This is a genomic window from Microbacterium indicum DSM 19969, from assembly GCF_000422385.1.
In the GTDB taxonomy this organism is placed as follows: Bacteria; Actinomycetota; Actinomycetes; order Actinomycetales; family Microbacteriaceae; genus Microbacterium; species Microbacterium indicum.
Genome location: NZ_AULR01000014.1, coordinates 49,457 through 71,485, shown reverse-complemented (window position 1 = coordinate 71,485; position 22,029 = coordinate 49,457). Strand labels below are relative to the sequence as shown.

Here is a 22,029-nt window from a genome sequence, read left to right as displayed (position 1 = left end):
GTGGCCGATGACCCCACCACGTTTCGATGTCTCACGCAGACAGTTCCTGTCCCTCAGCGGCGTCGCCGCCGCATCCCTCGCCCTCGCCGCCTGCGCACCAGCGGGCGGCGGATCCGCGGGATCCTCCACGCAGACCCTCCAGTTCTGGCACCTCCTGAGCGGCGGCGACGGCATCACGATGTCGGGCCTCCTCGACGAGGTCAACGCGGCGCAGAGCGCCTACGCGATCCGCCCGACCGTCCTCTCCTGGGGCGAGCCGTACTACACGAAGCTCGCGATGGCCGCGGCCGGCGGGCGCGCGCCCGACGTCGCGATCATGCACGCGACGCGCGCGCTCGGATGGGCGCCCGGCGGCCTGCTCGACCCGTGGGACCTCGACCGCCTCGCCGCCCTCGGCGTCGACGAGTCGACGTTCGCCGAGCCGATCTGGCAGAAGGGCGAGATCGACGGGAAGCACATGAGCATCGCGCTCGACGCCCACCCGTTCGTGCTCTTCTACAACACCGACCTCTGCGAGCAGGCGGGCGTGCTCGGATCCGACGGCCTCCTCAAGCCCGTCTCGTCGCCCGAGGAGTTCCTCGACATGGTGCGCGCGGTCTCCGAGGTGTCGGAGGGCCACGGCCTCTCCTACGGCTACCTCGGCGACGGCGCGCAGATGTGGCGCCTCTTCTACACGCTCTACACGCAGCACGGCCTCGAGATGGGCCTGCCCGAGGGCGGCACCGCCGAGCTCGACCGCGACGCGGCCGTCGAGTCGCTCGAGTTCATGCAGCAGCTGCTCGACGGAACGCTCGCCGACTCGCAGAGCGACGCCGGAACCGCCATCGCCGAGTTCTCGACGGGCAGGAGCGGCTTCCTCCTCAGCGGCGTGTGGGAGCTGCGCACGATGCAGACGGCGGGGATCCCCTTCGACATGACGATGATCCCGACGCTCTACGGCACGCCGTCGGTGTACGCCGACTCGCACTCCTTCGTGCTCCCCCACCAGTCGTCGCCCGACGAGGCCAAGCGCGACCTGACGTACCAGTTCGTCGCCGACCTCCTCAAGAACTCCTTCGACTGGGCGACGGCCGGCCACATCCCGGCCTACCTCCCGATCACCGAGTCACCCGACTACGCCGATCTCCTCCCCCAGGCGCACTACGCGAACGCCCTGGACTACGTCGTCTACGACCCGCCCGCCTGGTTCACCGGCTCCGCGTCGAACTTCCAGGGCGACTTCGCCGGCGCGGTCCAGCCGGCCCTCATGACGGGCGCCGACGCGGGATCCGCCCTCGACAGCTTCCTCGCGAGCGTCGACACCCGACTGAAGCAGCCGAACCCGGCCGACCCCGAGGTGGCGAGCTGACATGACCTCCATCGCACCCCGCACCGACACCACGACGGTCGTCACCGGCAAGCCGCGCACCACCCGCCGCCACGCCGGGTCGAAGCGCGACGAGCTCTCGGGCTGGCTCTTCGTCGCGCCCTTCCTCATCGCCTTCGTCCTGTTCATGGTGTGGCCGATCCTGCACGGCGTGTACCTGAGCTTCACGGATCAGTCGCTCACCGGCGCCGGCGGCAACTTCGTCGGCTTCGAGAACTACGTGCAGGCCCTCGGCGACCCCGTGATGTGGCGCTCGCTGTGGAACACGGCGCTCTTCACGATCCTGTCGACGATCCCGCTCGTCGTCATCGCCCTCGTCATGGCGCTCCTCGTCGAGCGAGGCCTCCCGGGCCAATGGCTCTGGCGCCTGTCGTTCTTCATGCCGTATCTGCTCGCCTCGACCGTGATCTCGCAGATCTGGGTCTGGATCTTCAACCCGCAGATCGGCGCGGCGAACAACATCCTCGAGGCGATCGGCCTACAGCCGATCTCGTGGCTGCAGGATCCGAAGATCAACCTCCTGGCGATCGTCATCGCGACCGTGTGGTGGACCGTCGGCTTCAACTTCCTGCTCTACCTCGCCGCCCTCCAGAACATCCCGCAGCACCAGTACGAGGCCGCGCAGATCGACGGCGCCGGCACGTGGCGGCAGATCTGGTCGATCACGATCCCCCAGCTCGGCCCGACGACGATCCTCATCGTGACGCTGCAGATCCTCGCCTCGCTCAAGCTGTTCGACCAGGCGTACCAGATGCTCGGCGGGGTCTCGAGCGACACGACCCGCTCGATCGTCCAGTACATCTACGAGTCGGGCTTCGTCGACTTCCGCTTCGGCTACTCGTCGGCGATCTCGTACATCTTCTTCGTGTTCATCGTGATCATCGGCCTCGCCCAGGCCGTGATCACGGGCCGGCGCAACCGCCAGAACGGAGGTGCGCGATGACCATCACCGCCACCGAGACGCTCGTCGCCCCCGAGGCGCGGGCCCGGCGTCCCCGCCCGGGCCGCCGCGCGGGCTTCACGTGGGGCCGCGCCCTCGCGTTCCTCTCGCTGCTGATCCTCGCGATCGGCTGGCTCCTGCCCTTCCTCTGGGCGATCGCGACGGCCTTCAAGACTGAGACCGATGCGGCCTCGGGCGACCCGAGCTGGATCGGACCCAGCGGACCCACGATCGACGCCTTCGTGTCGATCCTGTCGCAGGGCAACGTGTGGGTCTGGGCGTGGAACAGCCTCTGGACCTCGGCCGCCGTGACCCTCATCACGGTCGCGATCTCGGCCCTCGCCGCCTACGCGTTCTCGCGGCTCGACTTCTCGGGGCGCCGCTGGCTCTTCGTGCTCATCATCGCCGCGATCGTCGTTCCGCCGCAGGTCCTGATCATCCCGCTGTTCTACGAGATGCTCGCCTTCGACATGGTCGACACGCACTGGGGCCTCATCCTGCCCCAGGTGATCGCCCCGGCGATGGTGTTCATCCTCAAGCAGTTCTTCGACCAGATCCCCGTCGAGCTCGAGGACGCGGCGCGCGTCGACGGCGCGAGCCGGCTGCGGATCTTCTGGTCGATCGCCCTGCCGCTCTCCCGCCCGATCCTCGCGTCGGTCGCGATCTTCGTGTTCATCGGCGCGTGGAACAACTTCCTGTGGCCGTACCTCGTGATCAACGACACGACCCTCATGACCCTCCCCGTCGGCCTGCAGACCGTCATCAGCGCGTACGGCGTCCAGTACGCGCAGGTCATGGCCCAGGCCGTACTCGCCGCCCTGCCGCTCATCGTCGTCTTCATGATCTTCCAGAAGCAGATCGTGAAGGGCGTCGCGACGACCGGCTTCGGCGGCCAGTGATCCAGAACCTCCTCGAAAGGAAAAGCACCTCCATGACAACCGCACGCATCACGATCGACCGCGACTTCACCATCGGACAGGTCCCGCGCCGGCTCTTCGGCTCGTTCGTCGAGCACATGGGCCGCTGCGTCTACACCGGCATCTACGAGCCCGGCCACCCCGCGGCCGACGCCCGCGGCTTCCGCACCGACGTGCTCGAGCTCGTGAAGGAGATGGGCCCGACCGTGGTCCGCTACCCGGGCGGCAACTTCGTCTCGGGCTACAACTGGGAGGACGGCGTCGGCCCCGTCGAGGACCGCCCCGTCCGCATCGACGGCGCCTGGCACTCGATCGAGACCAACGCCTTCGGCCTGCACGAGTTCGTCGAGTGGTCGAAGGAGGCCGGCACCGAGGTCATGGAGGCCGTGAACCTCGGCACCCGCGGCGTCGACGAGGCCCGCGCGCTCGTCGAGTACGCCAACCACCCGGGCGGCACCGCCTGGTCGGACCTGCGCCGCAGAAACGGCGCCGAGGATCCCTTCGACATCAAGCTGTGGTGCCTCGGCAACGAGCTCGACGGCCCGTGGCAGATCGGCCACAAGACGGCCGCCGAGTACGGCCGCCTCGCGCAGGAGACGGCCAAGGCCATGAAGTTCGTCGACCCGTCGATCGAGCTCGTCGCCGTCGGCTCGTCGGGCCGCAGCATGCCGACGTTCGGATCGTGGGAGCACGAGGTCCTCTCGCACGCGTACGACGAGGTCGACTACGTCTCGATGCACGCGTACTACCAGGAGCACGACGGCGACGCCGCGTCGTTCCTCGCCGAGGCCGTCGACATGGACTCGTTCATCGAGGGCGTCGTCTCGACGATCGACGCCGTGAAGGCCGCGGGCAAGCACACGAAGGACGTCAACATCTCGTTCGACGAGTGGAACGTCTGGTACCAGGAGGGCCTCGAGACCGAGGACCAGCCGCACCAGGTGTCGAAGGGGTGGCGCAAGCAGCCCCGGCTCATCGAGGACACGTACAACGTCACCGATGCCGTCGTCGTCGGCACGATGCTGAACAGCCTGCTCCGCCACGGCGACCGCGTGAAGATCGCCAACCAGGCGCAGCTCGTCAACGTCATCGCGCCCATCCGCTCGGAGGAGAACGGCCCGGCCTGGCGCCAGGCGTCGTTCTGGCCCTTCGCCCGCATGTCGGCTCTCGCGAACGGCGAGATCCTGCGCCTCGCGGTGAAGTCGGACCAGGTCGAGACGAAGAAGTTCGGCGGCGTCGACGTGATCGACGCGTCGGCGACGTGGGACGAGGAGAAGGGCCGCGTCGCGCTGTTCGTCGCGAACCGCTCGCTCGAGGACGCGTCCGACGTGACGCTCGACCTGCGCGGCTTCCAGGCTCAGCGGATCCGCTCGGCCGAGGTCCTCACGGTCCCCGAGGGCGGCGACCGCTTCACCGCCAACGTCGAGGACGCTCAGGACGCCGTCGCGCTCCAGCCGCTCGGCGACGCCGCGCTCGTCGACGGCCAGCTCAAGCTGACGCTGCCCGCCCTCGCGTGGGCGGTCGTCGAGCTCGAGGTCGCGAAGGCCTGATCGAGACGCCCCGAGCGGCCCGCGGATCCTCGGATCCCGGGCCGCTCGGTCGTTCCCGGCGGCGTCGGCGCACGTGTTCTCACACGGTGAGAACCGGCGTTGCCCGGCGCCGCCGCGGTGCGTGTCATGGGTGTGTGGCGGATCCCTCGCCACGCGAACCCGGTCAAGGAGGACCCATGGGCACAAACACCACCAGCGTCGCCGTCGTCACAGGAGCGGCTCGAGGCATCGGAGAGGCGATCGCGCAGCGGCTCGGGCGCGACGGACACCACGTCGTCGTCGCCGACCTGCCGCAGATGAAGGACCAGACCGACGCGACGGCCGCGTCGATCGAGCAGGCGGGAGGGAAGGCGACCTCCGCCGTCGTCGACGTCACCGACCAGGCCTCGGTCGAGGCGCTCGTCGGCTCGGCTGTCGAGGCCGGAGGCCACCTCGACGTCTTCGTCGCGAACGCCGGCATCGCGCAGGTCGAGCCGCTCGTCGACTACGAGGTCGAGGCGTTCGAGAAGATCGTCGACGTCAACCTCAAGGGCGTCTTCCTCTCGTACCAGGCGGCCGCACGGCAGATGATCGCGCAGGGCTCGGGAGGAAAGATCATTGGCGCCGCGTCGATCGTCGCCTTCCGCCCGTTCGCCCTCCTGGGGCCGTACTCGGCGACGAAGTGGGCGGTGCGCGGCCTCACGCAGGCGGCGGCCATGGAGTGGGCCGAGCACGGCATCACGGTCAATGCCTACGGCCCGGGCATCGTCGGCACGGCGATGTGGGATCTCATCGACGAGAAGCTCGTCGAGATCCACGGGCAGGAGAAGGGCGAGGCGCTCGCCGAGAACGCGAAGTCGATCCTCCTCGGGCGCGTCTCGGTCCCCGACGACGTCGCGAAGCTCGTGTCGTATCTCGCGTCGCCCGACTCCGACTACATGACGGGCCAGACCGTGCTGATCGACGGCGGGATCCAGTTCTCGTAGCTGCGGCGGCGCCCGCCGCCGGCCTGTCACCGGCGGCGGGCGTCCTCACGCGCGGGCGAGGATCTCGCCGTGCAGCACGGCGAACCAGCCGTCGGGGTGCGCCGCCCAGGTGCGGAATCCGGCGGCCACGCGGGCCAGGTCGGCCTCGGTGCCCAGCCCGTCCTCCGCGATCTGGCGCGCGATCGCCGATCCCGTCATGCGATCGGCCCACAGCCCGCCCCACCATGCGCGCTCGTCGGGCGTCGCATAGGTCCAGGTGCTCGACGAGGCCGCGACGTCCTCGAGGCCCGCGGCGTGCGCCCAGGCGAGGAGGCGGCGGCCCGCGTCGGGCTCCCCGCCGTTCGCGCGGGCGGCGCGCCGGTAGAGGTCGAGCCAGTCGTCGAGCTCGGGCGCGGCGGGGTGCCAGGTGAACGCGGCGTAGTCGCTGTCGCGGACGGCGATGAGGCCGCCCGGCTTCGTCACGCGGCGCATCTCACGCAGCGCCGCGACGGGGTCCGCGACGTGCTGCAGGACCTGGTGGGCGTGCACGACGTCGAAGGCGTCGTCGGGGAACGACAGCGCGTGGACGTCCTCGACCGCGAACTCGACGTTCTCGGATCCGCGCTCCGCGATCGTCGCGCGCGTGTGGGCGAGCGCGTCTTCGGAGATCTCGGTCGCGACGACGCCCGCGACGCGCTCGGCGAGGTCGGCCGTGATGGTGCCGGGACCCGCCCCGACGTCGAGCAGGCGCATGTCGCCCTGCAGGTGCGCGAGCAGGTATGCGGCCGAGTTCTCGGCCGTGCGCCACCGATGCGACCGCAGGACGCTCTCGTGGTGGCCGTGGGTGTATGCGCTCATGGTTCCTCCGTCTGGGCCCACACCTCGCGCCACTTCGCCGCGAGGGAGTCGATCGTCTCGTGCGCGTTGAGTCCGCTGGGCTGCGGGACGACCCACAGGCGCACCCCATTCGGCCATCCGTCGATGAGCGTCGCGTCCTGCTCGCCGAGGCGCGCGTGACGCTGGCCGAATGCATCGCGGAAGGCCGTGATCCCCGCAAGGGCGACGACGCGCGGGCGCAGCCCCGCGGCCCTCTCGACGAGCCGGCGCCCGCCCGCACGCAGCTCGTCGCGGCTGAGCTCGTCGGCGCGCACGGTCGCCCTGCCGACGAGGTTCGTGAGGCCGATGCCGCGAGACAGGAGCTGGTCCTCGTCGCCGGCCGACAGCCCCGTGGAGGCGTCGACCGGGTTGTCCGTGAGGCCCGCCCGGTGGAGCGAGGGCCAGAACCTGTTGCCCGGCCGCGCGAACGGCGCGTTGACGGCGGCGGTCCAGAGGCCCGGGTTGATGCCCACGATCAGGAGGCGCAGACGGGATCCGTCGGCCGGCAGCACGTCGTCGATCGCGTGCGGGTCGTCGATCGCGAATCGCGCGAGATCGTCCTTCGCCGGCCGGCGCCCGCCCATCGGCGAGGGCCGGCGCGGGATGCCGGGAACGGGTGCGGTGGGCATGCGGGTGCGATCTGCTCGAGAACGGGACAGGAGAATCCTCCCACTCCGTTGTCGCCGCGCGCGCCGCGACCTAGCCTTCGATCACACGACGAAAGGTGCGTCATGCCCATCACCACCGTCGAGAAGGATCTCGACGCACTCACGATGACGATCACCGCCGACTTCCCCGTGCCGGTCTCCCGGCTCTGGGACGCGTATGCGGATCCGCGTCAGCTCGAGCGGTTCTGGGGCCCGCCGAGCTGGCCGGCCTCGTTTCGGACCCACGAGGTGGAGGTCGGCAGCCGATCCGACTACGTCATGACGGGCCCCGACGGCGAGACGTCGGCCGGGTTCTGGACCTTCCTCGCCGTCGACGAGGGCCGCTCGTTCACGGTGCGCGACGGGTTCTCGGGCGAGGACGGCGAGCCGAACGCCGAGATGCCGACGATGGAGATCACGTTCGCGTTCTCCGAGACGCCGACGGGATCCCGCCTCGTCACCGAGACGCGGTTCGGCTCCCGCGAGGAGCTCGAGCAGCTGCTCGCGATGGGCATGGAGGAGGGCACCCGCGAGGCGATGGGCCAGATCGACGGGGTGCTCGCCGAGTAGGCGGTAGGCGGCCCGCGCGAGACGCCGCCGGAACCGCGGGGCGGCATACTGAGGGGATGCCTCGGGGATCCGGTCGACCGCTCGGCGTCGGCGCGATCCTCCTGACGGCGATCCTCTGGGGGACGACGGGCACGGCGGCGACGTTCGCGCCCGACGCCGGCCCCCTCGCGATCGGCGCCGCCGCCCTCGGGATCGGCGGGATCCTGCAGGCGCTCATCGCGATCCCGGCGCTGCGCCGCGCGCGCCTGCGCCCCCACGCGCGGACGATCGCGCTCGGCGCCGTCGCCGTCGCCGTGTACCCCCTCGCGTTCTACACCTCGATGGACCTCGCGGGCGTGGCGATCGGATCCGTGATCTCGCTCGCCTCCGCTCCCCTGTTCTCGGGGATCCTCGAGCTCGTCGTCGACCGCCGGCCGCTCGGCCCGTGGTGGTGCGTCGCCGCGGCGTTCGGCGTCGCGGGCGGGGTGCTCCTGTGCGTCGCCGAGCTCGACGGGCACGCCCCCAACGGGCCCGCTCCCCTGGCGGGAATCGGGCTGGGCCTCGTCGCGGGCCTGACCTACGCCGCGTATTCGTGGGCGGCCCAGCGCCTCATGGGCGCGGGCGTCGAGCGCGGCGCGGCGATGGGATCCGTGTTCGGCGCCGGCGGGGTACTCCTCCTGCCGGTCCTCGCGGTCACAGGTGCGCCGCTCGTCGCGACGCCCGAGGCCTTCGCGGTCGGCGTCTACATGGCGCTCGTCCCGATGTTCCTCGGCTACGTGCTGTTCGGCTACGGACTCACGAAGGTCACCGCGAGCACGGCGACGACGATCACGCTCGTCGAGCCCGCCGTCGCCACGGTCCTCGCGGTCCTGGTCGTCGGCGAGGGCCTCGCCGTCGCGGGCTGGGTCGGCCTCGCGCTCTTCGGCGTCTCGCTTCTCGTGCTCGGGCTCGCGCCGCAGCCGGGGCCGACGCGCGTCGTCGCGGCGGGCTGAGACCTCAGAAGAGGTTCACGAGCAGCACGAAGGTGAGCGTCCCGGCGCCGACGCTGAGAAGCGTGCGCCGACCGAACAGCAGGTGCACCGCGACCGTCACCGAGACGGCGACGAGCGCCGGAAGGATCCGCCCCGGCGCCTCGACGACGGCACCGCGGAAGGTCGCGGCCGCGAGGATCGCGAGGATCCCGACGGGCATCCAGATCGACAGGGCCTTGACGACGCGCGACTTCCGCAGCGGCTTGAGGATCGCGAACGGGATCGCGCGCAGCCCGAGCGTGACGACGAATCCCACCGCGAGGACCGCGAGGATGTAGCCGGTCGAGGCGGTCATGCGCGCCTCCTCGCGGCCGCGGCGAGCGCGTACCGCACGACGAGCAGCACGAGGAAGCCCGCGAGCGCGACGAAGAGCGCCTGATCGGGTGCGACGATCACCGCGAACGCGAACGCCAGGGCGGCGAGGAGGAGCGACGGCACCTGCTGCCGCGTGCGCCACGCGTCGAGCGTCAGCGTGACGAAGAGGGCGCACAGGGCGAAGTCGAGCCCCTCGATCCGCCCGGGCAGAACCGACGCGAGCGCGACGCCCGTGAGGCCGCCGCCGACCCAGTACGCCTGGAAGCAGACCTGCATCGACACGAGCCGCCACCCGGTCCACCCCGTCGGGTTCACGGCCGTGACGGCGTAGGCCTCGTCGATCATCGCGTACACCGAGTAGGCCCGCGCGACGGGGTTCCGCACGACGCCGACGGGGAACGTGAGCGGATAGAACGCGTGCCGGAAGTTGATGAGCAGCGTCGCGAGCCCGATCGTGACGAGCGGGGTCCCCGCCGTGATGAGGCCGACGAGGAGGAGCTCGGCGGATCCGGCGTAGACCGCGATCGAGAGCCCCGGGGCGACCCACCACGGGAGCCCCGCCTGGATCACGAGGATCCCGAACGCGACGCCGATCGGGAACATGCCGAGCCCCGCTGCCAGCGAGAGGCGTGCCCCTGCGGCGATCTCGGCGCGGCGCGGCGCCGCGGTGTCGTCTGTCACCGGACGATTCTGCCAGGGCGGATCGGCGCGCGCACCGTCGCCCGACCACGGGCGTCATGGGGCGGCGTGAGATCCTGGATCCCATGACCGATGCTCTCGAGCGGTGGGAATCCGCCGTCGCCGACCTCTGGGTCCGCGCCGACGCTCTCGGCCGGGAGGAGGGGGTCGACGCGATGCGGGCGCTCGCCGACGCGTGCCCCGCCGCCGACGGGCGGGCGGCGTTCGAGCTGGCCGGCATGTACGACTCGATGGGCTTCGAGGCCGAGGCCGGATCCGCGTACGAGCGTGCGCTCGAGCGGGGTCTCGACGAAGCACGGCACGCGCAGCTCGCCGTGCAGTACGGGTCGACGCTGCGCAACCTCGGGCGGCTCGACGAGGCGATCGCGGTGCTCGAGGCCGCGCCCCTGCACGCGTCGACGGGGACCGCCCCGCGGATCGTGCTGGCGCTCGCACTCCACAGCGCCGGCCGCCCCGACGCGGCGCTCCGCGTCGCGCTCGAGGCCCAGATCGATGCGCTCCCCCAGTACCGGCGCTCGATGCGCGCCTACGCCGCGGCGCTCACCGAACGCGTCGACCCCGCGTCGCGATGACCGACGGGCGCCCGACACCGCTCGTCCGCGCGGCGCGGCGCGACGACATGGGCGCGGTCGGCGCGGCGCTCAGGACATACCTCGTCCAGACGGAGGAGGAGAAGGCGGAGCGCGGGATCGGCGAGCCTCGCGCGCGGGCCGGCGAGCTCCCCGCGCGCTACCGGGAGGAGGCCGCCGACCCGGCGGGCGCTCTCCCCGGCTGCCCGATCCTCGTCGCGGAGCTCGACGGGGCCGTCGTCGGCGTCGTCGTCCTGAAGCCCGGTCGCGAGGCGGCCGAGATCAAGCGCCTCTGGGTCTCGCCCGACGTCCGCGGGCGCGGGGCCGGATCCGCCCTCCTCGACGCCGCGATCGCCGCGTCGGGCCCGCTGCCCGTGATGCTCACCGTCTGGGACTGGCGCCGCGGTGCCATCCGCCTGTACGAGTCGCATGGCTTCGCGCGCTCGGCGTCGTGGGACGCGCGCCCCCGTCTCATCTGCATGCGACGCGACGCCGGCGCGCCCGCCGCGGGCTGAGCGCTCAGACGCGGGCCTCGCGCCGGCGCACCGCCGCGAGCGCGATCGTCGGGATCAGCACGATCGCGACACCGATCGCCCCGACCGTCGCGGGCCCCGACAGGCCGAGCGGCCCCGTCAGCAGCCCTCCGACGACGGCGGTCCCGACCGCGGTCCCCGCGTTGAACGCCGCGACGCAGAGCCCGGATCCGAGGGTCGCCGCCCGTCCCGCGAACCGCACGGCGAGGTGGATGAGGACGCCGTTCGCGCTGAGCCCGAACAGGCCCAGGAGGACGACGAACGCGATCGTCGTCCACGCGGATCCCGTCACGGCGGCGAGCGCGATCATGATGACGACCGTGACCGCCGGCGTGACGATCGTCACGAGGTGCGGATGCGCGTCGCCGAGGCGCCCGCCCACGAGCGTTCCGATGAGCGACCCGATGCCATATGCCGTGAGGACGAGCGGGACGAGGGCCGCGTCGATGCCGGCCTGCTGCGTCAGCACGGGGGTGATGTACGAGTAGAACGCGAGGATCCCGCCCGTCGTCGCGACGCACGCCGCGAGCACGAGCCACAGCCCGCGCGAGCGCAGGTCGGCGAGCTCCGCGAGGACCGACGATTCCCGCCGCTCGACCCGCTCGTCCGCGGGAACGAGCCGCGCGACGAACACCATCGCGACGACACCGGCGACCGCGAGCGCCCAGAAGGTGCCGCGCCAGCCGACGTGCTGCGCGACGAACGCGCCGATGGGAACGCCGAGGACGGTCGCGAGGGATCCTCCCGCGCCCACGACCCCGACGGCGCGCGATGCCATCGACTCCCCCGCCGCCTGCGACGCGACGACCGCCGAGACCGCCCAGAACGCGCCCGTCGCGATCGCCGTGACGAAGCGCGCCCCCATCAGCAGGCCGAGGTGCGAACCGAGCACGACCACGACGTGCCCCATGACGAAGACCGCGAGCGCGAAGACGAGCGTGAGCTTCTTCGACATCCGCATCGTGAGGAGCGCCATGATCGGCGCCCCGATCACCATGCCGACGGCGAAGACCGTGATGAGGGATCCGGCCTCGGCGAGCGAGATCGAGAGGCTGCCCGAGATCTCGGCCAGGATCCCGGCGACGACGAACTCGGTCGTCAGCATCAGGAAGGTCCCGAGCGCGAGGACGTAGACGACGAGCGGGAGCCGCGCCGCGGGCGGGGCGACGACGGGCTGCGGGGCCGTGAGGGATTCGGGTGGCATGCGGGGATCCTCGTGACGGAGTCGGGGCGGGACGATCAGATTCCAGAGTGCCGTGCGTTCGGGGCCAGCGGGCCCGCCGACGGGGGTGCCAGCGCAACCCCTCTTCAGGCGCGGCTCGCTCCCCCGGCGGGCCGAGGGCGTCAGTCGCGGTCCGCGCCGCGGCTGACGCCCTCGCGCGCCGCGATGTCGTCGCGCACGGCGTCGAGCTTCTCGAGGATGCCGTCGTACGCGAAGTTGCCGATCGCCCGCGCGGCGCGCGCCGGGTCGCCCGGCTCGCTTCCGGCGCTCTCGCGGAAGCACAGGCGGTTCGCCCCCGCCGTCTCGGCGTAGTCGGCGATCTCGTCCCCCGGCGCGACCTCGGCGGCGGAGCTGCCCGCCCAGTCGGTCGCGAAGCCGCTCGGCTCGACGAGTACGACGCGGATCCCCAGGTGCTCGACCTCGAGGTCGAGCGCCTCCGACAGGCCCTCGACCGCGAACTTCGAGGCGTTGTACCAGCCGACGGCGGGGAACGATCGGACCCCTCCCACCGACGAGACGTTGAGGATCGTTCCCGTCCGTCGCGCGCGCATCCCGGGCAGCGCCGCGGCGGTCACGGCGGCGAGTCCGAAGACGTTGATCTCCATCATGCGGCGCACCTCGGCGTCGTCGCTCTCCTCGACGGCCGCGAAGTATCCGATGCCGGCGTTGTTGAGCACGACGTCGATGCCGCCGAGCTCGTCCTGCGCGCGGGCGACGGCGGCGCGGACCCCGGATCGATCACGTCCGCGCTCGCCGCGGCCCGCGAGAGGTTCGGCTCGATCGACGTCCTCGAGTTCTCGCCGCACGCCGGGAACACCGAGTCGATGATCGATCCGCTCGACGTGACGCCGGAGAACCTCCGCCCCGCCGTCGACGCGATGCTGTTCGGCGCCGTCGCCGCCGTGCAGACCGTGCTCCCCGAGATGCGGGAGCGGGGATCCGGGACGATCCTCCTCACGGCCGGCGTCGGATCGATCGACCCTGTGCCGATCTTCGGCGCCCTGAACGCGGCGCAGGCCGCGACCCGCAACTGGGCGTTCAACCTCCACGCCGCGCTCGCGAGCACGGGCGTGCACGTCGCCCACGTGGCGATCGGCGTCGGCATCGGCGAGACCGCCCCGGCGCCGGGATACCCGTTCCGCACCCCGGCGCAGCTCGCCGACCTCTTCTGGGGCCTGCACGTCTCCCGCGACGCCAGAGAGCTCGTCGTCACGGACGCGTGACCACGGCCCCGCCGAGGCTCAGCCTTCGCGGATCGTCATCTTGGCGAGCTTGTCGCCCGCGACGTCGAAGACGAACCTCGATCGGCCGTTGGCGTGGTTCGATCGCCAGTCGCCGACGACGGTTACCTCGTCGCCCGCGACGCGGACCTCCTCGACCATCAGGACGCCCCGGGAGCCGATGAACTCCTTGTCGCTCCAGGTCTTGATCTGCTCTCGGCCGGTGAACGTGCGCCCCCAGTCGTCGACTTCGCCGCCTGCGGCGAACGCGTCGAGGAAGGCCTCCTCGTCGTGGGCGTTGACGCGCTCGAGGAAGGTCGCGACGGGTTCCGGGATCTCGTGTGCACTCATGGAGTCATTCTCCCTCTCGTCTGCTGCCGTGCGGGGGTCATCGGGTCGTGTATCCGCCGTTGGCGAAGATCGTCTGCCCGGTGATCCACCAGCCCTCGGACGCGAGGAAGCGGACGATCGGCGCGATGTCCTCGATCTTCGTGAGCTGGTCGCCCATGCCCTGCGACGTGTGGAACTCGACGCGCTCCGGCGTCTCCTGGCCGTAGAAAAACAGGGTGTCCATCGGGCCGGGGGGCGATCGCGGTCACCGAGATCCCGCGGTCGGCGTACTCCTTCGCCGCGGCACGCGTGAAGTGCTCGACCGGCGATTTGCCGCCCGCGTAGGTCGAGTACCCGTCGGTGAACGCGGCGAGCAGCGCCGTGACGATCGTGATGATCTTCCCGCCGTCGGCGAGGTGCGCGCCGGCCTCTGCGACCTGGCGGGCGACGAGTCCGCCCAGGTTCTTCGCCCCATCCGCGATGAGGACGTTCTTACCGGACAGCGTGTGATCGACGCGGTCGTCGAGCACGGCTTCGACCTGTACCTGGGCGAGAAGGAGGCGTTGGAGCACTCCGACGACCCGATCCAGGACATCCGCGCCGAACGAGATGCCCACGTCGCCTTCGGAATGGCGAACCCGGGCTTCTCCACGCTGATGTACGGCGAAGTCCGGCAGGAGCGAGACGCGGCTGCTCGTCGAATGGCTCGGAGCGCTCCGCGCCGCGCTGGGCGACGACTGACCGGGCCGGAGGCCCCCGGCCATCCAGCCCGGCTCCCCTCTTGCACGTCGATCCTCCGCCGCCGTACCGTGCACTCATGCAGGATCTGGACGCGGTCGAGGCCGGGATCTGGGCGATCCTCGAGCCGTATCGGGAGGAGCTCGAGGACGCGACGATCTACGGCATGCCCTCGCTGAGCTGGCCGGGCGCGAAGGCGCACGACTACTTCGCCGCCGTCAAGCGCAGCGCGAAGAAGGTCAGCCTCTACGCGATCGCCGTCGACACCTGGCCGGAGGCGCTCGAGGGATCGTCCGAGCGATTCCGGGAGCTGCGCACGGGCAAGGCGACCTTCTCGTTCCCGTCGCTCGACGATGAGACCGCCGCGGAGCTCGAGGCCTTCCTCGCGCGGCTCTTCGCGCCGTATCGCGAGAGCCACGCGGGCGGCTGACGGCACGTCGGCTCAGGTCAGCCCGCGGGAATCTCGTCGGGCCCCCACGTCCAGACGGTGCCGTCGGGATCCCCGTAGACGACGCTGACGTCCTGGGCTCCGTCGCGCTCGAAGACGAGGTCGCCCCGCGCGCATCCGTCCGCGCCGAGCGTCTGCGTGTCGAGCGGGACGACGCCGCTGAGCGCCGATGTGTCGCCTACCTGCGCGAGCGGCCGATTGGTGTCGTCGTCGACCATCTGCACGAACGCGGGGTCGACGGCGGCGACGTCCCCGGCGGGCCCGCACAGCTCGACGAGCACCGACACGTCGTCCGCGCCCGCGTCCGACTGGGGCCACAGGGCCGTGACGTTCATCTGCACGCCGGTCGACAGCGTCGCCGTCGCGGCGAAGGCGAGCCCGTCGTCCGACGCGAGCAGGCGCGGCCCATAGATCGCCGCCGAGGCGATGCCGAGGATGACGAGCGGCACGCCGATCCGCGCGACCGCCCCGTTGCGCGAGCGCCTGCGGACCCGTGCGATGTCCTGCGTCGTCAGGTCGCTCGTGGTCGAGAACCATGGAACGCCCTGCGTGCGGCGGACGACCTCGGCACGGAGCCCGCGGCCGCCGCGATGAAGGGCCGGGTGGAAGCGCACGAAGCGCCCGAAGTCGTCGACGAGCGTCAGCGCGCCCGTCCGATCCTCCAGGACGACGAGCAGCCGGTCGGTGTCGACCGGGAAGCGGTAGACGGTGGCGTCGGAGCCGTTCGCGTCGCGGCGGCCGATCGCGATGGCCCCCGCGCCGACCTCGACCACGACGGCGGGCAGGCCCGGGATCGTCGCGGGGTCGTTCGCCCGGATGGCGTGGTGGCGGCGCATGCGCTTCATCGCGGGCAGGGTCGTGCGGAGCGGGTAAGACAGCTCGAAGGGCGTCGGCTCGATGCCCGTGTCGACGTTCTTGCCCTCGGCGGGAAACGACGGCGACGAGAAGTGCAGGGACCGCAGCGCGCATCGCAGGGCCGCGTGGATCTCGGCCGCCGTCACGGGCGCGCCGTCGACCTGCCCGCGCACCCGGGCCTCGCGGGTCACCCACGGCGGGGCGACGACCGAGCTCGCGACCGACATCCAGGTGTCGGGCACGATCGTGAGGCGGCGCGCGAAGTCCTCGACGACCGCCGCGCGCGCCGCGTCGTGCACGGGCGGATCGGTCTTCACCGCGAGCAGCAGCGCCGCGCCGAAGCCGTGGAGCTCGATGCGGATCCCGGGCTCGCCGCCCGTCGTCGCGCGCAGCGCCGCCTCGAGCTGCCTGCGCACGAGGTACCCGGCCGCCACCCCCGACGACGTGCGGGGAACGAGGCACGAGATCAGCGCCTCGCTCGCGTACTCCGCGAAGCGCGCGTTGCCGTTCCGCTCGTCGCTCTCGGCGTCGGCTCCTGTCGCGGGCCACGCCGTGCCGTCGCCCCAGCTCCCGGACCGTGCCACGGGCAGGGCCTCGCGGATCACGAAGGCCGCCCCTGCGAGATCGCGCACCGTCGTGAAGAACACGGCGGGCACCGACCCGGTCTCGGGGTTCAGCCGCGCGGCGAGCGCCGCCGCCCGCGCCGCGACGTCGCCCGGGGCGATGCCGAGCCACGCGACCGCCATCGAGTTGCGCCCGCTGCGCAGCGTGATGTCCGGGATCCACACGTCGGGACCGGGATGCTCCGCCGTGACGCCCTCCGTGGCGAGCCGCGCGGAGAGGAGCTCGGGAAGGCGGCGCCACGCGGCAGCGATGACGTCGCGCGGCCCGTGGAGCGACAGCGACGTCGTGTCGCTGCTCAGGTCGAGGCGCACCTCGGGCACGCCGACGCGGCCCGCCCCCAACTCGACGGGGCGCTCGAGCTCGCGGCGCAGCGCGGCCGCCGTCGCGCCGAGGACGCCCGTGCTCTCGACCGGCTCGTCCAGCAGCCCGAGGCCCCAGGTCACTCCGATCGCGTCGACCTCGTCAGGCGCCTCGATGATCTGCCAGTTCGCTCCGACCCACTCAGCCACGGCGGAGTCCGAGCGATGCGAACCGGGGGAAGCGAGGGCGGCCCCGTCGGGGCGATCGAGCTGTGAACATCACCGCAACGCTATCCGGCGCGGCTGAGGCGGAACCTGCGTGCGCCCGGCGCCGCCGGTTTGACGCGCGCCCGCACGGCGGTGTCCCATGGGATGCGCGCGCAGGGCGCACCGACCGGAGCGAGGAGCGCCATGCACGGGATCGCCGGGTGGACGGAGCGGAACCAGGTCGCCCTCTACGTCGCGGGCCTCGCGGTCGGCGCCTCCGTCGGCCTCGCGGTTCCGGCGGCGGCCCGCCCCGCCGAGCTCGCGATCCAGCCCGTCCTCGCGCTCCTCCTCTACGTCACGTTCCTCGGGATCCCGTTCGGCCTCGTCCGCCGTGCGTTCGCCGACTGGCGCTTCCTCGCGACGGTCGGCGCCCTGGACTTCGTGATCGTCCCGCTCGTCGTGTGGCCGCTCTCGCGGATCGTGGCGGGCGATCGGGCGCTCCTCGTCGGCGTGCTCTTCGTCCTCCTGGCGCCGTGCATCGACTACGTGATCGTGTTCGCGGGGCTCGCCGGGGGCGACCGCGCGCGACTCCTCGCGGCGTCCCCGGTCCTGATGGTCGCGCAGGTGATTCTCCTTCCCGTCTTCCTCTGGGCCTTCGCGGGCACGGACGTCGTGGGATCCCTCGACCTCGCGCCGTTCGGCGAGGCGTTCGGGACGCTCATCGCGCTCCCCCTCGCCGCCGCGGTGCTCACCCAGCTCGCCGCCGCCCGGTGGCGCCTCGCGCGACGCGCCGCCGAGGCGCTCACGGGCGCGATGGTGCCTGTGATGGTCGCGACCCTCGCGGTCGTCGTCGCCTCGCAGATCGCCGGCGTCGGCGCGCGCCTCGGGTCCCTGGCGCTCGCCGCTCTCGTGTTCGCCGCCTTCGCGGCGCTCATGGTCCCGATCGGGATCGCGACCGGCAGGGTCGCGCGGCTCGGCGTCGCCGAGCGGCGGTCGGTCGTGTTCGGCGGCGTGACGCGGAACTCGCTCGTCGTCCTGCCGCTCGTGCTCGCGCTGCCGCGGGAGTACGACCTCTCACCCCTCGTCGTGGTGACGCAGACGCTCGTCGAGCTCGTCGCGATGGTCGTCCTCGTGCGCATCGTGCCGCGGCTGGTCCCGGACGGCGCCTGACCCGGGATCAGCCGGCCGACGCGAGCACGCTGTCCACGAACGCGCGCGCGGCGGGGCTGGAATTGAAGTCGCTCCACGCGAGGTATTCGACGCGCGTCGGGCCGGCCTCGACGTCGATCGCCCGCAGGTCGCGCCGATCGTCGGCGGAGACGACGGCGGGAGGGAGGAGCGCGACCGCGAGGCCCTGCCGCGCGATGTCGAGCATGAGGTCGGCGCCCGTGGCCTCGAACACGACCTCCCGCCGGATGCCCGCCGCGAGGAACGCGAGATCCGAGGGGATGCGCCCCGGCGACCCCTCCGGGAAGTCGACGAACGCCTCCCCGGCGAGCTCGTCGATGCGCAGCCGGCGACGGCCGGCGAGCGGGTGCCGCTCCCCCACGACCGCGACGAGCCGCTCGCGCGCGAGGACCCGCACGGCGACGCCCGTCGGGGGCGTGCTGTCGGAGAGGCCCAACACGGCGGCGTCCATGCGACCCGCTCGGATCGCGGCCGCGAAGTCGTCGCTGCCGCCGCTGCGGAGCCCGATCCTGACCGCGGGGTGCGCGCCGTGGAACCGGCCGAGGGCCGCGGGGATGTCGACCGCCGTCACCGTGGGGATCACGCCGATCGTGATGGCTCCGCGGACCTCACCGCTGGCCGCGGCCGCTTCGGCGACGGCCCGCTCGGCGGCGGCGAGGCTTGCGCGCGCCTGTTCGAGGAACGCCTCGCCCGCGGGCGTGATCTCGACCCGACGGCTCGTGCGCGCGAAGAGCCGCACGCCGAGCTCGCGCTCGAGCGCCGCGATCTGATGGCTGAGCGCCGACTGCACGACGCGGCAGCGTTCGGCCGCGCGCGTGAAGCTCCGCTCCTCCGATACCGCCACGACGTATCTCATCTGCTGCAGCTCCATGGATTCATGATCTCTGTTCATCTCTGCTGTCTTAACAATGTATTGGACGCATAGTTCGGCGCGGCCGACGATGGATCCATGACCACGATCACGACGCCTTCCGCGGCGACCGGCCGCGGAGCGAACCACGCCGGGTGGACCGCACTGACGGCCCTCGCGCCGATGGTGTGGGGAACGACCTACATCGTCACGACCCATCTGCTTCCCGACGGTCACCCCCTCTTCGCCGCGATGATGCGCTCGCTGCCCGCCGGCCTCGTCGCCCTCGCGATCTCGCGACGGCTGCCCCGCGGGTCGTGGTGGGGGAAGAGCCTCGTGCTCGGCGTCCTGAACATCGGCGCGTTCTTCCCCCTCCTCTTCGTCTCAGCGCAGAACCTGCCGGGCGGGGTCGCGGCGACGCTCGGCGCCGCGCAGCCGATCCTCATCGCGTTCCTCGCGGTCGCGATCCTGCGGGAGCGGCTCTCGGGGCGCCGGATCCTCTGGGGCGTCCTCGGCGTCGTGGGCGTCGCGCTCGTCGTCATCGGACCGGGCGCCGCGGTGTCGCCGGTCGGGATCCTCGCGGGGCTCGGCGGCGCGGCGGATGGGCCTGGGCGTCGTGCTCACGAAGAAGTGGGGGCGCCCCGAGGGCGTGACAGCCGTGGGTCTCGCGGGGTGGCAGCTCACGGCGGGCGGGCTCGTCCTGCTCCCGGCTGCGCTCGTCGTCGACGGCGTCCCGGAGGGGATCGACGGACCCGCGATCGCCGGCTACGCGTGGCTCGGGCTCGTCGGCGCCCTGCTGACCTACACGATCTGGTTCGCGGGAGTCCGCCGCCTGCCCGTCACGGCGACGGCGCTTCTCGGTCTGCTCTCGCCCCTCGTGGCCGCCGCCCTCGGGGCGCTGATCGCCGGGGAGTCCCTCTCCCCGGTCCAGCTCGTCGGCTTCGCCGTCGCTCTCGCCGCGATGCTGGCGGGGCAGCTGCCCGCACGGGCACGCCCGCTGCGGGGGGGGGGACGTCAGCCGGGCGCCGGCGCCCGGCCCTGCCGCGCGGTGAGCGCCGCGAGCGTCGCCGTCACGGCGAGCACGGCGATGCTCAGCGCGAGGACGGGAAGGTGTTCGCCGAGCAGCAGCGCCGCGACGGCGATGAGGCAGAGGATCCCCATCGCGACGAACCGCGACCGCGCCAGCCGGCCGAACCGCGAGCGGAGGAAGAGCACATTGCCGACCAGGTATACGACTGGCCCGGCGATCGTGACGACGACGCTCGCGGCCGTGAGGTGGTCGTGCGCGAGCCGGAGCTCGATCGAGACCGCGACGAGGATCGCCCCGAGGACCATGAGCGCATGCGCATACGCGTATGCCGAGCGGAGCGCCCCCGTCGACGCGTCTCCGCCCGCGGCCTCGGCCCCCGCGAGAGCGAAGTAGTTCCACCACAGGACGAAGAGCGACGCGAAGCCCACGAGGACGCTGAGCGCGAGCCCCACCGTGAGATGTCCGTGCTCGACGACCGCCCCGCCCATGAGCAGAACCGATTCGCCGAGCGCGATGATGAAGACGAGGCGGTTGCGCTCCGCGAGGTGCCCGGCGTCCGTATCCCAGGTGTCCATGGGCGCCGATCCGACGCCGGGGATCCGGTACTGGGCGAGCGGCGCCGCATAATCGACGACGAGCGCGACGAGCCACATCGCGAGGCGCCACTCGGCGGGCAGGGCCGCGCCCGCGATCCAGAACACCCCGGCGAGCAGGGTCCAGATCAGGAGCATGCGGTAGTTCTCGGCGAGCTGCCGCCCGCGGTAGGCGACCATCATGAACACCGGGCGCAGCACGCCCATGAACAGATAGCAGCCGACGAACAGCCAGACCCCGTCCCCGAAGGCGGTCGGAATGGCAATCGCCATGCCGAGTGCCGCGAGCATGAGGACGGCCGAGAGCAGCTGCACCGGGGTGCGGCTCGGATCCAGCCAGTTCATCGCCCAGGCGGTGTAGTTCCAGCCCCACCACACGGCCGCGAACACGACGACGGTCTGCGCCGCGCCCGCCCACGAGAGGTGCTCGATGAGCAGGTGCGAGAGCTGGACGATCGCGAAGACGTAGACGAGGTCGAAGAAGAGCTCGACCGGCCCGACCTCGGAACGACGGTGCCCCGCGCGGGCGAGAGGCGCGCCGCTCACGACCGCTCCTCCACGACGTAGTCGCGCGCGATGCCGGCAGTCGCGCGGCCCCACTCGCTCGCCCGGACGCAGGCCTGGTGGCGGTCGAACGACTCGCGGTCGGCGAAGAGCTCGGAGACGCTCCAGACGAGCGGGTCCTCCGTCGCCGCGACCTCGAAGCGCAGGCAGCCCGGCTCCGCGCGCGAGAGCTCGGTGTGCAGCGGGAGGTGGCGGAGGACGATCTCCGCCTCGTCGCGGCCAGCGCACACGAGACGGCCCGTGAGGCCCACCTCGCCGGCCGGGCGCCCGGCGCCGATCTCCCGCTGGATCCGGCGGATCGTCGACCCGAGGATCCCGCGCGCGAGGAGGCCGTCGCCGAGCGGGCCCGACGGATCCGCGCCCAGCGCGGGAAGGCGACGCAGCGCCTCGCGCTCCGCGCCGCGCAGGTCGGCGAGCTGCCAGCGGATCTCGTCGTCCACGGCCTCGGGCCGGCCCGGGTCTGCGAGCGACACGGCCCGAGCCGCGTAGGCGGCGGCGCCCAGGGCGTGCGCGCCCATGTGCGCGACGGCCGCGGCCTGGCCCGCCGCCCGCGCCGCCGCTGCGCCGGCGGGCGTCGTCGCGGCCTGCGCCGCCTTCACCCCGACGAGGCGCTTGCGGATCTCGGCGGCGGCGGAGCTCTCCCCCGCGCCGTATGCGCGCGTGCGGGCGACGGCGTCTCGGATCTCCGCGCGTGCCGCTTCGTCGCCGTCGAACATCGGGAGCACGCGCTCGGCGCACGCGAGCGCCCACCGCGCCAGCGTCCGACGGTCGTCATCGGTCAGAGTCTGGATGGACACCACCCAGAGAGCGTATCGAGAGCCCACGCCCTCGCCCGATCGGCACCGCGCGCTGCTCCGCGGCCGGATCCGCCGCGGGGCCTTGTGATCCCGCGGCGCCGGTCCGTAGCCTTCGCCCCAGAGCCGAT

25 protein-coding genes and 3 pseudogenes are annotated in these 22,029 nt (G+C 72.3%); 14 read left to right on the top strand and 14 right to left on the bottom strand.

What is annotated here, in order from left to right; genetic code table 11:
• The first annotated feature begins 7 nt into the window (after nt 1–7).
• From H576_RS0110325 to H576_RS0110305, 5 genes are all read left to right on the top strand, one after another.
• Nucleotides 8–1,348: an extracellular solute-binding protein gene (locus tag H576_RS0110325; RefSeq protein WP_029150878.1), complete on the top strand. Its 1,341-nt coding sequence runs from the start codon at nt 8–10 to the stop codon at nt 1,346–1,348.
• Nucleotide 1,349: 1 nt separating this feature from the next.
• Entirely contained in the window at nt 1,350–2,309 is a 960-nt protein-coding gene (locus H576_RS0110320; protein ID WP_029150877.1) for a carbohydrate ABC transporter permease, read from the top strand.
• On the top strand, nt 2,306–3,205 hold the full coding sequence (locus tag H576_RS0110315; RefSeq protein WP_029150876.1) for a carbohydrate ABC transporter permease: 900 nt from the start codon (nt 2,306–2,308) through the stop codon (nt 3,203–3,205). Before H576_RS0110320 ends, H576_RS0110315 begins: the two co-directional genes overlap by 4 nt.
• 32 nt (nt 3,206–3,237) lie before the next feature.
• The gene (arfA, locus tag H576_RS0110310) at nt 3,238–4,773 is read left to right on the top strand and encodes an arabinosylfuranosidase ArfA (RefSeq protein ID WP_029150875.1); all 1,536 of its coding nucleotides are present in this window, start codon (nt 3,238–3,240) and stop codon (nt 4,771–4,773) included.
• A 176-nt stretch (nt 4,774–4,949) separates the two neighbouring features.
• Nucleotides 4,950–5,738, top strand: a complete 789-nt coding sequence (locus H576_RS0110305) for an acetoin reductase (RefSeq protein ID WP_029150874.1) — start codon at nt 4,950–4,952, stop codon at nt 5,736–5,738.
• 45 nt (nt 5,739–5,783) lie between these two features.
• Here H576_RS0110305 and H576_RS0110300 read toward each other — a convergent pair whose 3' ends face one another.
• Both H576_RS0110300 and H576_RS0110295 read right to left on the bottom strand, forming a co-directional pair.
• Nucleotides 5,784–6,575, bottom strand: a complete 792-nt coding sequence (locus H576_RS0110300; protein WP_029150873.1) for a class I SAM-dependent methyltransferase — start codon at nt 6,573–6,575, stop codon at nt 5,784–5,786.
• Nucleotides 6,572–7,222, bottom strand: coding sequence for a mismatch-specific DNA-glycosylase (locus H576_RS0110295; RefSeq protein ID WP_051172597.1), 651 nt, complete (start codon nt 7,220–7,222; stop codon nt 6,572–6,574). Before H576_RS0110295 ends, H576_RS0110300 begins: the two co-directional genes overlap by 4 nt.
• Nucleotides 7,223–7,324: 102 nt before the next feature.
• Between H576_RS0110295 and H576_RS15340 the strand changes: the two genes are divergently transcribed.
• On the top strand, nt 7,325–7,810 hold the full coding sequence (locus tag H576_RS15340; RefSeq protein WP_036320486.1) for an SRPBCC family protein: 486 nt from the start codon (nt 7,325–7,327) through the stop codon (nt 7,808–7,810).
• A 56-nt stretch (nt 7,811–7,866) separates the two neighbouring features.
• Entirely contained in the window at nt 7,867–8,781 is a 915-nt protein-coding gene (locus H576_RS15335) for an EamA family transporter (protein WP_036320421.1), read from the top strand.
• A 4-nt stretch (nt 8,782–8,785) separates the two neighbouring features.
• Here the strand turns inward: H576_RS15335 and H576_RS0110280 are convergent, their stop codons facing one another.
• Together H576_RS0110280 and H576_RS0110275 are read right to left on the bottom strand one after the other, a co-directional pair.
• A complete protein-coding gene (locus tag H576_RS0110280; RefSeq protein ID WP_029150871.1) occupies nt 8,786–9,115 on the bottom strand; it encodes a branched-chain amino acid transporter permease in 330 nt (109 codons plus the stop codon).
• Entirely contained in the window at nt 9,112–9,816 is a 705-nt protein-coding gene (locus tag H576_RS0110275; protein ID WP_029150870.1) for an AzlC family ABC transporter permease, read from the bottom strand. Before H576_RS0110275 ends, H576_RS0110280 begins: the two co-directional genes overlap by 4 nt.
• Nucleotides 9,817–9,899: 83 nt before the next feature.
• Here H576_RS0110275 and H576_RS0110270 point away from each other — a divergent pair, with 83 nt between their 5' ends.
• Together H576_RS0110270 and H576_RS0110265 are read left to right on the top strand one after the other, a co-directional pair.
• The gene (locus tag H576_RS0110270) at nt 9,900–10,406 is read left to right on the top strand and encodes a tetratricopeptide repeat protein (protein WP_029150869.1); all 507 of its coding nucleotides are present in this window, start codon (nt 9,900–9,902) and stop codon (nt 10,404–10,406) included.
• Complete coding sequence (locus H576_RS0110265; RefSeq protein ID WP_029150868.1) at nt 10,403–10,918, top strand: GNAT family N-acetyltransferase; 516 nt, start codon at nt 10,403–10,405, stop codon at nt 10,916–10,918. The genes H576_RS0110270 and H576_RS0110265 overlap by 4 nt, the downstream gene beginning before the upstream one ends.
• A gap of 4 nt (nt 10,919–10,922) precedes the next feature.
• Here the strand turns inward: H576_RS0110265 and H576_RS0110260 are convergent, their stop codons facing one another.
• On the bottom strand, nt 10,923–12,140 hold the full coding sequence (locus H576_RS0110260) for an MFS transporter (RefSeq protein WP_029150867.1): 1,218 nt from the start codon (nt 12,138–12,140) through the stop codon (nt 10,923–10,925).
• Between the two features lie 140 nt (nt 12,141–12,280).
• Nucleotides 12,281–12,964: an SDR family NAD(P)-dependent oxidoreductase gene (locus H576_RS17210; protein ID WP_051172596.1), complete on the bottom strand. Its 684-nt coding sequence runs from the start codon at nt 12,962–12,964 to the stop codon at nt 12,281–12,283.
• Between H576_RS17210 and H576_RS17205 the strand changes: the two genes are divergently transcribed.
• Nucleotides 12,860–13,381 (top strand): SDR family NAD(P)-dependent oxidoreductase, encoded by a 522-nt coding sequence (locus H576_RS17205; protein WP_245559166.1) that lies wholly within the window; start codon nt 12,860–12,862, stop codon nt 13,379–13,381. The genes H576_RS17210 and H576_RS17205 overlap by 105 nt on opposite strands.
• Nucleotides 13,382–13,399: 18 nt before the next feature.
• On the opposite strand, the gene H576_RS0110245 is transcribed toward H576_RS17205, so the two are convergent.
• The 3 genes and pseudogenes from H576_RS0110245 to H576_RS17195 all read right to left on the bottom strand — a co-directional run.
• Nucleotides 13,400–13,729, bottom strand: coding sequence for a nuclear transport factor 2 family protein (locus H576_RS0110245; protein ID WP_029150865.1), 330 nt, complete (start codon nt 13,727–13,729; stop codon nt 13,400–13,402).
• Between the two features lie 37 nt (nt 13,730–13,766).
• Complete coding sequence (locus tag H576_RS17200; RefSeq protein ID WP_029150864.1) at nt 13,767–13,952, bottom strand: SDR family oxidoreductase; 186 nt, start codon at nt 13,950–13,952, stop codon at nt 13,767–13,769.
• 67 nt (nt 13,953–14,019) lie between these two features.
• Nucleotides 14,020–14,472 (bottom strand): annotated as a pseudogene (locus tag H576_RS17195) (hypothetical protein); the annotation flags it as partial.
• 53 nt (nt 14,473–14,525) lie between these two features.
• On the opposite strand from H576_RS17195, the gene H576_RS0110230 reads away from it, so the two are divergent.
• Nucleotides 14,526–14,876, top strand: a complete 351-nt coding sequence (locus H576_RS0110230; RefSeq protein ID WP_029150863.1) for a hypothetical protein — start codon at nt 14,526–14,528, stop codon at nt 14,874–14,876.
• A gap of 17 nt (nt 14,877–14,893) precedes the next feature.
• On the opposite strand, the gene H576_RS0110225 is transcribed toward H576_RS0110230, so the two are convergent.
• Nucleotides 14,894–16,882 carry a hypothetical protein gene (locus H576_RS0110225; RefSeq protein ID WP_029150862.1) on the bottom strand — a complete coding sequence of 663 codons (1,989 nt, stop codon included), beginning with the start codon at nt 16,880–16,882 and terminating at the stop codon, nt 14,894–14,896.
• A 201-nt stretch (nt 16,883–17,083) separates the two neighbouring features.
• On the opposite strand from H576_RS0110225, the gene H576_RS0110220 reads away from it, so the two are divergent.
• Entirely contained in the window at nt 17,084–18,049 is a 966-nt protein-coding gene (locus H576_RS0110220; protein ID WP_029150861.1) for an arsenic resistance protein, read from the top strand.
• 7 nt (nt 18,050–18,056) lie between these two features.
• Here the strand turns inward: H576_RS0110220 and H576_RS0110215 are convergent, their stop codons facing one another.
• Nucleotides 18,057–18,938, bottom strand: a complete 882-nt coding sequence (locus H576_RS0110215; protein ID WP_029150860.1) for a LysR family transcriptional regulator — start codon at nt 18,936–18,938, stop codon at nt 18,057–18,059.
• Nucleotides 18,939–19,016: 78 nt separating this feature from the next.
• Here H576_RS0110215 and H576_RS17190 point away from each other — a divergent pair.
• Nucleotides 19,017–19,397: pseudogene (locus H576_RS17190) on the top strand (DMT family transporter); the annotation flags it as partial.
• Here H576_RS17190 and H576_RS17185 read toward each other — a convergent pair.
• A complete protein-coding gene (locus H576_RS17185; RefSeq protein ID WP_245559163.1) occupies nt 19,302–19,541 on the bottom strand; it encodes a hypothetical protein in 240 nt (79 codons plus the stop codon). The pseudogene H576_RS17190 and the gene H576_RS17185 sit on opposite strands and share 96 nt — an antisense overlap.
• On the opposite strand from H576_RS17185, the pseudogene H576_RS17180 reads away from it, so the two are divergent.
• Nucleotides 19,519–19,824 (top strand): annotated as a pseudogene (locus tag H576_RS17180) (EamA family transporter); the annotation flags it as partial. The gene H576_RS17185 and the pseudogene H576_RS17180 overlap by 23 nt on opposite strands.
• Nucleotides 19,825–19,931: 107 nt before the next feature.
• Here the strand turns inward: H576_RS17180 and H576_RS0110205 are convergent.
• Nucleotides 19,932–21,086 (bottom strand): low temperature requirement protein A, encoded by a 1,155-nt coding sequence (locus H576_RS0110205; protein ID WP_029150858.1) that lies wholly within the window; start codon nt 21,084–21,086, stop codon nt 19,932–19,934.
• Nucleotides 21,083–21,901, bottom strand: a complete 819-nt coding sequence (locus H576_RS17340) for a putative quinol monooxygenase (protein ID WP_342664882.1) — start codon at nt 21,899–21,901, stop codon at nt 21,083–21,085. Before H576_RS17340 ends, H576_RS0110205 begins: the two co-directional genes overlap by 4 nt.
• Nucleotides 21,902–22,029: the final 128 nt, after the last annotated feature.